The sequence below is a fragment of the Kitasatospora sp. NPDC029367 genome, from assembly GCF_055569135.1.
Map to the genome: position 1 here is coordinate 28,741 of NZ_JBVHYH010000071.1, position 10,819 is coordinate 39,559.

Genomic DNA, 10,819 nt, shown 5'->3' on the forward strand with positions numbered 1-10,819 from the left:
CCACCCGGTCGTCACAAAACACCCCGCCGGGGGGAAAAGGGGGACACCGGGGGGGGAAAAACCCCCCCAAAGCACCCCCGGACCCCCCCGGGTCGTGGGGTGGCCCCCCCCCCCCCCCCGCCTCCGCGCCGCGCTCACACCCGACAGGCCGTCTCCAGCCAGACGTCCCCCAGCGACTCCTCCAGCGGCACCTGTGTCCGCCAGCCGAGACGGTCCCGGGCGGTCCGCACGTCCGCCTGCCGCCAGGGCACCGGCTCCCCCGGGGCGGGCCGGCCCTCCGGCCGGTGCCCCTCCGCCCGGTGGCCCGGCAGGTACGGCCCGGGCGAGTGGTGGCCGTGGCCCGGCAGGTGGTCGCCGACCGGCCCGGCCGCCTGCGCGGGCAGCAGGACCTGCCGGTTCTCCTCCACGATCGACCCCTCGAAGCCCGACGCCCGGACCAGCAGCTGGGCCGCGTCCCGGGCCCGCACGGCGTGCCCGCTGCCCACGTTGATCACCCCGGTGGCGGCCGAGACCGCCGCCGCCTGGATCGCCCGGGCGACGTCCCGTACGTCCACGAAATCCCGGTATCCGGACAGGTCCGGCATCCGCACCTGGTTCTCGTCCCGCTCCAGCGCCCGCCGCAGCCCCTCGGCGAGGCGCCCGAACAGCGAGGCGGTCGGCGCCCCCGGGCCCACCACGTCGAACACCCGCAGCACCGCCGCGTCCAGCCCCGAGGCCAGCACCAGCTCCGTCCCGGCCAGCTTGGAGACCCCGTACGGGCCGACCGGCCTCGGCTCGGCCTGCTCGGACACCGGCACCCCGCCGGGCACCGGCCCGTACTCGGCGGCCGAGCCGACGTGCACCAGCCGGGCCGGCTCCCGGCTGCGCCGGATCGCCTCGCAGACGGTCGCGACGGCCAGCGTGTTCGACCGGATCAGGGTCCGCGAGCTGCCGTAGGTGGCACCCGCGCAGTTGATCACCACCTGCGGCGCGACCGCGTCCAGGAAGCGGGCCAGCGCGCCCGGGCTCCCGGTGGTCAGGTCGAAGCGGATGTCGGCCGAGTCGCGCCGGCCGAGCACCGTCACCTGCAACTCCTGGTCCATCAGCAGACGATCGGTCACCCGGCGGCCGATGAAGCCGTCGGCGCCCAGCAGCAGCACCCTCATCGGGGGCGTCCTTCCACGAAGCGAGGTCGGGGACGACCTGGCGGACTGAAAAACAGCGAACGAGATCTGACGGGTCTGACGGTCTTACGGGTCGGACGGGGTCCTACGAGTCGGACGGAGTCGGACGGGGTCGGACGGGAGGGCTCAGCGGTGCGCGCCGGCCCGACCGAGCAGCGCCCAGCCGTGGGCCAGCAGCACCACCGCGACCGCGCCGCCGCCCAGCAGGACGGCCGACGGCCAGGAGCGGCCCAGCGCGAGCGGCACCGCCGTCGCGACGGGTCCGGCCAGGGCGCCCAGCGCGGCGGCCGTGGTCCGGCCGCAGCGCGCCAGCAGCGCGGGCAGCACCAGCAGCAGGCCCAGCACGCCCTGCGCCGCCCAGGCCGCGGGGCCGGCCCGCTCGGCGGCCAGGTGCAGCAGGCCGCCGCCGTGGCCGGGCCCGGGGCGCGGCGCGACCACCGCGAGGACGGCCAGCGCGGCGTAGCTGAGCACCGCGAGCACGGCCAGGTGCAGCGCGACCGCGACCGGCAGCACCGGGCGCATCCGGGCCCGGAACTCGGCCAGGGTGCGGGCGGCCCCCAGGTGCCCCCGGCCGACCTGCCGGTACCAGCGGGCCGCCCGCTCCGCCGAGCCCGCCGACACCGCGGCGGCCAGCACCAGGGCGGCGGCCAGCGGCCGGTCCGGGCCCGGCGCCGCCAGCGGGAGCAGCAGCAGCGCGGCCAGGCCCAGCCCGTGGCCGAGCGCGGCGGGGCGCGGCCGGGAGCCGGCGGGCGGGGGCGGGGTGCGGACCGGGCCGAGCTCCGCCGGGCAGGGCGGGCCGCACGGCGGCGGGGCGGGCTCGGCCGGGGCGGTTCCGGTCAGCACGGGCAGCAGCACCAGCGGGACGGCGGCGGGCAGCAGCACCGGCCAGCGGGCGCCGAACCCGGCCACCGCGGCGCAGGGCAACGCGGCCAACGCGGCGGCGGTCAGCGCCGCCCGGGTGGCGGCCGCGCAGCGCCGCGGTTCGGGCGGCTCGGGCGGCGGCGGCCGCCGGGGCACCCGGGCGTACAGCTCCTCGGCCAGCGAGAACAGGTCGGCGTGCCGGCAGCGCGCCGCGGCGTCCGGGCCGAGCCCGGCCTCCTCCAGCCCGGCGGCGATCTCCAGCGGGTCGACGGCGCGCTCGCACAGGTCCCGGTGCTCGGCCATCAGCTCGCGCACCGGGTCGGCGCTGACCGCGGGGCCGGACATCAGACGGCCTCCGCGAGGGCGGGGCCGACGGGGCGCGCCGGGTCGGGGCGGGCCTGGTCGATTCGCGCCGGGTCGGAGCGGGCCTGGTCGGGGCGGGCCGGCGGTTCGGCGAGGACCGTCAGGGCGGCGAGCTGCCCGGCTCGGCGGCGCGGTCCCGGCGCGGGCGCCCCGTCCGCGTGCTCGGCGTACGGCCCGGGGGCGGCGGCGCCGTCCTCCCGGCCGTCCTCCCGCTGCTCGTCCCGGTCCTCGTCCCCGTGCTCGTCCCCGGGCCCGTCCCGGTGCTCGTCCCCGTGCTCGGCCCGGCCGCCAACGGGGCCGCCGGCCGGGCCGTCGCTGAGCCAGTACTCGGCGGGGCGCGCGAACGGGCGCGGCGCCCGGCCGCCGTGGCCCGCGCCACCGCCCTCGGGGAAGGCGGGGTACTGCGAGACCAGCTCCAGGTAGATCTCCCGGAAGGCGCCGGTCACCGGTTCGACGGCGAAGCGTTCCTGCGCCCGCAGCCGCCCCGCCAGGCCGAGCCGGGAGCGCCGCTCCTCGTCGCGCAGCAGCGCCAGGCAGGCCCCGGCCAGGGCGCGCGGGTCGCGGGCGGGCACCAGCAGCCCGGTCGGGCCGACCACCTCGCGGGCCACCCCGACGTCGGTGGAGACCACCGCTCGGCCGCTGAGCATGGCGTCGGCGAGCAGCCGGGGGCTGCGCTGGGAGAGCGCGGAGAAGACCGCCACCGTGCCGCCCTGCCAGGCCTCGGCGAGCGAGCCGGGCCGGCCGGCGAAGTGCACCGCCGCGCTCACCCCGAGCCGTTCGGCGACGGCCGCGCAGTGCGCCCGGTAGCCGGGGGCCGCCTCCTCGCCGTACAGCACCAGCCGGGCCGCGGGCAGTTCGGCGCGGACCCGGGCGAAGGCGTGCAGCGCCAGTTCGGCGTCCCGCCCCGGCTCCAGCGGGCCCGCCCAGACCAGGGTGGGCCGCTCCGGCTCCAGCCCGGCCGCCGGGCGGTCCACCGCCGGGGTGCCCTCGTAGACGACCCGGGTGCGCGCCGGATCGGCCCCGCAGCGGCGCTGCCACTGCTGGTCGTGGGCGCTGCCCGGGGTGAGTATCGCGGCCTGCCGGTAGGTCTCCTCGGTGAGCGCCCGGAAGAAGGACAGCAGCAGCGCCCGGACCGGCCACCGGTACGGCGCCTCGCGGTAGCCGAGGTACTGCTCGCGCAGGTGCAGGCCGTGCTCGGTGACCACGAAGGGCACCCCGTGCAGCTGCCGGGCGACCAGGGCGGGGAGCGCGGCCGGGCCGCCGCCGACCACGTGGCACAGGTCGGCGGTGCCGAGGCCGCCGGGGCCGGTGCCGTACCAGGGCGCGGAGAGCGGGCGCAGGCACTGCTCCAGCAGGTCGGCGGCGACCAGCACGTCGCGGACCAGCGGCTGTCCGGCCGAGGTGTTCGCGCCGGGCAGCCGCCAGGTGCGCTCCAGCACCCGGCGGGCGTGGGCGGAGGCGAGGAAGGCGGGGAGGGTGCCGCCGTCCTCCCGGGCCAGCGCCGCCAGCCGGTACAGCCCGGCCCCGAAGCCGGCCCGCGCCCCCGGCAGCACCAGCGCCCGCACCAGCTCCTCGTACGCCCGGGCGTACTGGCGTCTGCGCAGCGCCCCGGGGGCCCGGCCGCGCGGCCGGCGGCCCCACAGCGCGAGGTGGTGGGCGCCGTGCCAGGCGGGCGAGGGCCGGGCGCCGGGGCCGGGGCCGTCCGGGCCGGTGAGCAGGTACAGCTCGAACTCGTGCTCCGGCAGGCCCTCGGCCAGCCGCTCGCACCAGGCCCCGGCACCACGGTCGGGATGCGGACGGGCACCCTCGGTGAGCAGCGCGACGCGCACGGGAGTCCTCCTTCTGCCTCGGAGCGGGGGCGGTGCCGGCAGCCTCGGTCAGCGCCGACCGCCCCCGCACCGCTGGGACGCCCCCTGGGCGGGGGCCACGGGAGCCGCGGGGCCGTACGCCGGGACGCTTGCTCGGGCCGTGCGCCGGGTGCTCCGGCGTCAGCGGTCCTCCCCCACACCTGTTCGGTCCGGCAGCAGAAAGGTAGGACCGGCCCGGGGCGATCCATCGGTCACATGCCTGGCTGCCACCTGAACGAGTGAACCGCCGTGACCTCGCACCTGACCGGGCCGTTAGCGGGCGCTATACGGCGCTCCGGCACCGCCCCAGTACCGCCCCGGCACCGCTCCGGCACCGCCCGCCGCTCAGCGGGCGGTGTCCGCGATCAGCTCGCGCACGGCCCGGGCGACCGCGTCGGGGTGCTCCATCATCGCCACGTGCCCGGAGTCGGGCAGCACCAGCAGCCGGGCGTCGGCGAAGGCCGCGCAGGCCCGCCGGGCGGAGCGGTAGGCGACCAGCTTGTCGCGCAGCCCGTACACCAGCAGCACCGGCGCCGCGACCTGCTCGGCCTGCCGCCACAGCGCCTGGTCGCCGCGCTCGGTGTAGGCGGAGACGATGCCGCGGGCCGAGCCGACCAGGGCCGGCATCGCGTGCGGCTGCGCCATCCGGTGCCGGTACTCGGCCACCGCCTCGGCGCGGGCGGCCGGGCTCAGGGCGGCCGGGTCGCCGTAGACCAGGCGCAGCAGGTCCTCGGTGGCCGCCTCGGCGTCGCGCCGCCCGGCCGGCAGCCGGCGCAGCAGGGCGGGCAGTCCGGGCAGGGCGAGCAGGCCGGTGGGCCAGGCGGAGCGCTGCGGGGGCAGTTCGGGCAGCGCGGGCGAGACCAGGGTGAGGCTGCGGACCAGGTCGGGGCGCAATGCCGCGAGCCGGACCGAGACGGCGCCGCCGAGCGAGTTGCCGAAGAGGTGGACGGGGCCGCGGCCGGCGGCCTCCAGGTAGCCGATGACGGCGCGGACGTGGCCGGAGAGGCTGAGGTTGCCGTCGGCGGGCGGGCCGGAGCGGCCGAAGCCGGGAAGGTCGACGGCCTCGCCGTCGACGAGGCCGGAGAGCCGGTCCATCAGCGCGGTCCAGTTGCCGGCCGAGCCGCCCAGGCCGTGCACGAAGAGTCCGGGCTCGCGCCCGTCGACGCCGCCCGCCTCGGCGGGCCGGTGCACCGCGAGCACCGCGCCGGGGACCTCGACCGTACGTACCTGCTGCTCAGCGCTGCTCATGGTGGACGATGGTAGTGAGGCCCGGTCGGGGGCGGCGGGGGCGGTCCGGCCTTCCCGGCCCCCGTCCCGTCCGCCCGTCCCCTCCCTCCTCGCCTCCCTCGTCGCACCACTGCCGACGCCGAGGTCAGCGCCGTATTGTGGGCTCCTGACAAGCGGCCGGACTGCTTTTCTCGCCTTCGCCAGGGGCGGGCGCGGTTACCGAAAAGTAGAATCGGCCCTCTTGCCAGCCCCGAAGAACCCCGAAGTGAGGAGCGCCGTGACGGCCATCCAGGAGGCGCAGGAGCGCCCGCGCGGTGCCCGCCTGCCGCGAAGCGCCCGCCGTGAACAACTGCTCGGTGCCGCCCAGGAGGTGTTCGTCGCGCAGGGTTACCACGCGGCCGCCATGGACGACATCGCCGACCGCGCCGGGGTGAGCAAGCCGGTGCTCTACCAGCACTTCCCCGGGAAGCTGGAGCTCTACCTGGCGCTGCTCGACAAGCACTGCGACGCCCTGGTCGAGTCGACCCGCGAGGCGCTGGGCACCACCACCGACAACAAGCTGCGGGTGGCCGCGACGATGGAGGCGTACTTCAACTACGTCTCCAGCGAGTCGGGCGCGTTCCGGCTGGTCTTCGAGTCGGACCTGACCAACGAGCCGGCCGTGCGCGAGCGGGTGGAGCGGGCCTCGGAGGCGAGCGCGACGCTGGTCAGCCAGGTGATCCAGGAGGACACCGACCTGCCGGAGGCGGAGTCCAAGCTGCTGGCGGCCGGGGTCTGCGGCCTGGCCCAGATCACCGCCCGGTACTGGCTGTCGCAGGGGCTGGAGATCCCGCGCGACGAGGCGGTGCGGCTGGTCGCCAGTCTGGCGTGGCGGGGGCTCAAGGGCTTCCCGATGCACCCGGGCGACCTCCCGCCGGAGGGTTCCGCCCAGCGCTGAACGATCCGCTGACCTTCGCCTGGGCGGTGATCGGGTGCTCTATGGTGAAGCCGTACGGCGCGGTCGCCGTGACCGCTTGTCCCAGGCGGTCCGTCGCCGCGCGTGGAGACTGCCAACCCGGAGGGACGGAAGCCGTGGAGGTCAAGATCGGCGTGCAGAACGCGCCGCGCGAAATCGTGATCGAGAGCTCGCAGACTGCCGATGAGGTCCAGAGCGCGGTCGCGAAGGCGCTGGAGGGCTCCACCAAGCTCTTCTCGCTCACCGACGAGCACGGCCGTCGCGTCATCGTCCCGGCCGAGCGCCTGGCGTACGTGGAGATCGGCGAGTCGGCCGCCCGCAAGGTGGGCTTCGGCACCGCCTGAGCCGCCGCGAGCAGGTCCGTCCGGTGCCCCGTTCCCACCAGGGAGCGGGGCACCGTCGCGTGTACGGGCAGGTCGGCCTGGGTACGGCGACAGGTGCGGCACCGGTGCCGCACGCCCGTACCCCCGGGGGAGGCCGCCGTGCTGGTCGAATCGCTCGTCTTCGTCCTGGTCGGCCTGGCCGCGGCCACGGCCGCGCTGCTGGGCCTGCCGGGGTACTACCGGGCCTCCCGCCCGCTGGTGGTGGGGACGGCCCTGGCCTCGGCGCTGCTCGGCGGGGTGGTGGCGCACTTCTGCCTGGACGGTCGCCAGCCGGTGGCCGCGGTGGCGTTCTCGGCGCTGGCCGCGGGGGTGGTCACCTCGCTGCTGGCCCGGCCGGACCTCGCCGCCGGGCGGGCCCCGGCGCACCGGCACCACCCGCACCGGGCCGGCGCCCACCGCGCCCCGCGGCGGCACCGGCCGGCCTGAGGCGCGTCAGGAGGCCAGCCCGAGGGCGGCCATCCGCCGGGTGTGCGCCTCGGTGATCCGGTTGAACATCTTGCCGACCTCGACCAGGTCGAAGCCCTGCACCTGGACGCCGCCGACCAGCAGGTTGGAGAGCGCGTCCCGCTCGGCGACGACCCGCTGGGCCTGGCTGAGCGCCTCGCCCATCAGCCGCCGGCCCCACAGGGCGAGCCGGCCGCCGGCCCGCGGGTCGGCCTCGATGGCCTGGCGGACCTTGTCCACCGCGAACTGTCCGTGGCCGGTGTCGGACATGACGCTGAGGACCAGGTCCCGGGTGTCGTCGTCCAGCCGGACGGCCACCTCGCGGTAGAAGTCGGTGGCGATGGCGTCGCCGACGTAGGCCTTGACCAGGCCCTCCAGCCAGTCCGAGGGCGCCGTCATCCGGTGGAACAGCTCCAGCGGCTCGACGAAGGGGCGCATGGCCTCCTGGGGGTCGGCGCCGATCTCGGCGAGCCGGTCGTGCAGCCGCTGGTAGTGCTGGAACTCGGCGGAGGCCATCCGGGCCAGGGCCGCCTTGTCGGCGAGGCCGGGCGCCAGCTTGGCGTCCTCGGCGAGCCGCTCGAAGGCGCTCAGCTCGCCGTACGCGAGCGCGCCGAGCAGGTCGAGCACCGCCGCGCGGTAGGCCGGTTCGGCCGAGCACGTGGCCCAGTCGCCGATCGAGCCGGGCGCGCCGTCCTGCGTCTCACCATGGGTCTCCATGACCCGCCACCTTAGTCCCGCCCGGGCCCGCGCCCCACCACCGGACGCACCCCGGTGACCTGCCGGATCGGCTCCCCGCGCACCCGTCGGCGGGGGCGGTGTCAGACGCGTCACGTGTTCGAGTCGTCGCCTGACTGTATGGTGGTACGGAGCCCCGTCGTGCTCGCACGGTGCCACCGCCGTCTCGGTGGCCCGCACGAGCCCGCTCCGTAGCGGCAGCGCGTCCCCCGGACGTGTCCGTACCGGAGGCACGGGTACTCACGTACGCGGATGCCCGGTCGGAGAGCCGATCGGCTCCGACCATGGCTTGGACTTCAAGCCTTGGCACCGCATCAGTGGCCGAGCGAGGGCCGCCGAGACCACGCCCACCTGGCGGAGGTCCCGCGCAGGTCCCTCACGGGAACTCTCCCCGACGCCGCCGGCGACGCGCCCCGCCATCGGGCCGCGCGCACCGGCCGGCCGCAGGGACCGGCGCGGTTGTGCGTCCGCTCAGCTGTACTCGGGGCCGACCAGGCCCGTACACACAGCCGCGCGGCTGCCCGCCCGCCGCTCGCTCTCGGCCCCTCCGAAAACGGAAGAGGCAGCACCCTGTCCACCACCGCTGAACCCATCAAGACGACGTTCCGGGACCTGGGGATCCTCCCGGAGACCGCCGAGGCCCTCGAGTCCGTCGGCATCGTCCATCCCTTCCCCATCCAGGAGATGACCCTCCCGGTCGCGCTGACCGGCCACGACGTCATCGGCCAGGCCAAGACCGGCACCGGCAAGACCCTCGGCTTCGGCCTGCCGCTGATCGAGCGCGCCGTGGTGCGCGCCGACGTGGACGCCGGCCGGGCCACCGAGGACCAGCTCTCGGACTTCCCGCAGGCGCTGATCGTCGTCCCGACCCGCGAGCTCTGCACCCAGGTCACCAACGACCTGCAGACCGCCGGCAAGGTCCGCAACGTCCGCGTGCTCGCGGTCTACGGCGGCCGGGCGTACGAGCCGCAGGTCGAGGCGCTCAACAAGGGCGTCGACATCGTGGTCGGCACCCCGGGCCGACTGCTGGACCTGGCCGGCCAGAAGAAGCTGAACCTGTCCAAGGTCCGCGCGCTGGTCCTGGACGAGGCCGACGAGATGCTCGACCTGGGCTTCCTGCCCGACGTCGAGAAGATCATCACCATGCTGCCGGCCAAGCGGCAGACCCTGCTGTTCTCGGCCACCATGCCGGGCCAGGTCATCAACCTCGCCCGCCGGTACATGAGCCAGCCGACCCACATCCGGGCCGCCGCCCCGGACGACACCGGCGCCACCGTCGCCAACATCGAGCAGCACATCTTCCGTGCCCACTCGCTCGACAAGGTCGAGATGGTCTCGCGCATCCTCCAGGCCGACGGCCGCGGGCTGGCGATGATCTTCTGCCGCACCAAGCGCACCGCCGCCGACGTCTCCGACCAGCTGACCCAGCGCGGCTTCGCGGCCGGCGCCGTCCACGGCGACCTCGGCCAGGGCGCCCGCGAGCAGGCGCTGCGCGCCTTCCGCAACGGCAAGGTCGACGTGCTGGTCTGCACCGACGTGGCCGCCCGCGGCATCGACGTCGAGGGCGTCACCCACGTCGTCAACTACCAGTGCCCCGAGGACGAGAAGACCTACCTGCACCGGATCGGCCGCACCGGCCGGGCCGGCGCCTCCGGTACGGCCGTCACCCTGGTCGACTGGGACGACATCCCGCGCTGGCAGCTGATCAACAAGGCGCTGGACCTGCCGTTCAACGAGCCGGAGGAGACCTACTCCACCTCGCCGCACCTGTACGAGCTGCTGAAGATCGCGCCGGGCACCAAGGGTGTGCTGCCGCGTTCGGAGCGCACCCGGGCCGGGCTCGGCGCGGAGGAGATCGAGGACCTCGGCGAGACCGGCGGGCGGGGCGCCCGCACCGGTCGCGGCGCCGGCGCTGCCCGCGGCGGGCGGGCCGGCTCGGGCCGCCCGGCCGTCGAGGCCCCGGCGGCGGAGGAGAAGCCGCGCCGCACCCGTGAGCGCCGCCGCACCCGCCGTGGTACGGAGCTCGGCGAGGGCGAGGCGGCCGTCGCCGCGACGGTGACCGAGGCGGCTCCGGCCGTCGAGGGTGCCGAGGGCGAGGCCGCGCCGCGCCGTCGCCGCCGCCGTTCGCGCGGTGGCGCCGGCTCGGGCGAGGTCACCCCGGTGGCCGCGGCCGAGGTCGTCGCCGAGGCGGCCGCGGTGGTCGAGGCCGCCGTGGTCGCGGCCGAGCCGGTGGCTTCGGAGGCCCCGGTGGCCGAGGAGAAGCCGCGCCGGACCCGGACCCGCAAGCCGAAGGCCGAGGTCGTCGAGGTCGCCGAGGTGGCGGAGGCCGTCGAGGCCGCCGCCGTCACCGAGGCCCCGGCCGAGGCACCGGCCGAGGCACCGGCCGAGAAGAAGCCGGCCCGCGCCCGGACCCGCAAGCCCAAGGCCGAGGTCGCGGAGGCCGTCGAGGCCGCCGCCGTCACCGAGGCCCCGGCCGAGGCACCGGCCGAGAAGAAGCCGGCCCGCGCCCGGACTCGCAAGCCCAAGGCCGAGGTCGCCGAGGTCGCGGAGGCCGTCGAGGCCGCCGCCGTCACCGAGGCCCCGGCCGAGAAGAAGCCGGCCCGCGCCCGCAAGCCGAAGGCCGTCGCCGAGACCACCCCGGAGGCCCCGGCCGAGGAGGCGCCCGCGCCGCGCAAGCGCACCCGCGTCCGCAAGGCCGTGGCCGCCCCGGAGGCCACTCCGGAGGGCTGACCCGCACCGCCCCGAGGGGGGGGGGGGGGGGGGGGGGGGGGGGGGGGGGGGGGGGGGTAGGGGGGGTGGGGGGGGGGGGGGGGGGGGGGGGGGGAGGGGGGGGGAGGGGAC

Annotated in this window: 9 protein-coding genes; 4 read left to right on the top strand and 5 right to left on the bottom strand. The window is 77.1% G+C overall.

The features are described 5' to 3' along the window. Positions 1-134: 134 nt before the first annotated feature. The 4 genes from ACZ4W5_RS29920 to ACZ4W5_RS29935 all read right to left on the bottom strand — a co-directional run bounded on the left by ACZ4W5_RS29920 (position 135) and on the right by ACZ4W5_RS29935 (position 5,482). A complete protein-coding gene (locus ACZ4W5_RS29920; RefSeq protein ID WP_402481446.1) occupies positions 135-1,145 on the bottom strand; it encodes an NAD-dependent epimerase/dehydratase family protein in 1,011 nt (336 codons plus the stop codon). A gap of 144 nt (positions 1,146-1,289) precedes the next feature. Then, the gene (locus tag ACZ4W5_RS29925; protein WP_360244592.1) at positions 1,290-2,369 is read right to left on the bottom strand and encodes a hypothetical protein; all 1,080 of its coding nucleotides are present in this window, start codon (positions 2,367-2,369) and stop codon (positions 1,290-1,292) included. Continuing rightward, positions 2,369-4,216, bottom strand: coding sequence for a DUF3492 domain-containing protein (locus ACZ4W5_RS29930; RefSeq protein WP_465658028.1), 1,848 nt, complete (start codon positions 4,214-4,216; stop codon positions 2,369-2,371). The genes ACZ4W5_RS29925 and ACZ4W5_RS29930 overlap by 1 nt, the downstream gene beginning before the upstream one ends. A 363-nt stretch (positions 4,217-4,579) precedes the next feature. Then, the gene (locus tag ACZ4W5_RS29935) at positions 4,580-5,482 is read right to left on the bottom strand and encodes an alpha/beta fold hydrolase (protein ID WP_465658030.1); all 903 of its coding nucleotides are present in this window, start codon (positions 5,480-5,482) and stop codon (positions 4,580-4,582) included. A 256-nt stretch (positions 5,483-5,738) separates the two neighbouring features. Between ACZ4W5_RS29935 and ACZ4W5_RS29940 the strand changes: the two genes are divergently transcribed. The 3 genes from ACZ4W5_RS29940 to ACZ4W5_RS29950 all read left to right on the top strand — a co-directional run bounded on the left by ACZ4W5_RS29940 (position 5,739) and on the right by ACZ4W5_RS29950 (position 7,225). Then, complete coding sequence (locus ACZ4W5_RS29940) at positions 5,739-6,398, top strand: TetR/AcrR family transcriptional regulator (protein WP_360244584.1); 660 nt, start codon at positions 5,739-5,741, stop codon at positions 6,396-6,398. A gap of 134 nt (positions 6,399-6,532) precedes the next feature. Beyond that, complete coding sequence (locus tag ACZ4W5_RS29945; protein WP_360244581.1) at positions 6,533-6,760, top strand: DUF3107 domain-containing protein; 228 nt, start codon at positions 6,533-6,535, stop codon at positions 6,758-6,760. Positions 6,761-6,898: 138 nt separating this feature from the next. Beyond that, positions 6,899-7,225 carry a hypothetical protein gene (locus tag ACZ4W5_RS29950; protein ID WP_360244578.1) on the top strand — a complete coding sequence of 109 codons (327 nt, stop codon included), beginning with the start codon at positions 6,899-6,901 and terminating at the stop codon, positions 7,223-7,225. A 6-nt stretch (positions 7,226-7,231) separates the two neighbouring features. On the opposite strand, the gene ACZ4W5_RS29955 is transcribed toward ACZ4W5_RS29950, so the two are convergent. Further along, positions 7,232-7,960 (bottom strand): ferritin-like fold-containing protein, encoded by a 729-nt coding sequence (locus ACZ4W5_RS29955; RefSeq protein ID WP_360244575.1) that lies wholly within the window; start codon positions 7,958-7,960, stop codon positions 7,232-7,234. A 702-nt stretch (positions 7,961-8,662) separates the two neighbouring features. Between ACZ4W5_RS29955 and ACZ4W5_RS29960 the strand changes: the two genes are divergently transcribed. Next, positions 8,663-10,708: a DEAD/DEAH box helicase gene (locus ACZ4W5_RS29960; protein WP_360244572.1), complete on the top strand. Its 2,046-nt coding sequence runs from the start codon at positions 8,663-8,665 to the stop codon at positions 10,706-10,708. Positions 10,709-10,819: the final 111 nt, after the last annotated feature.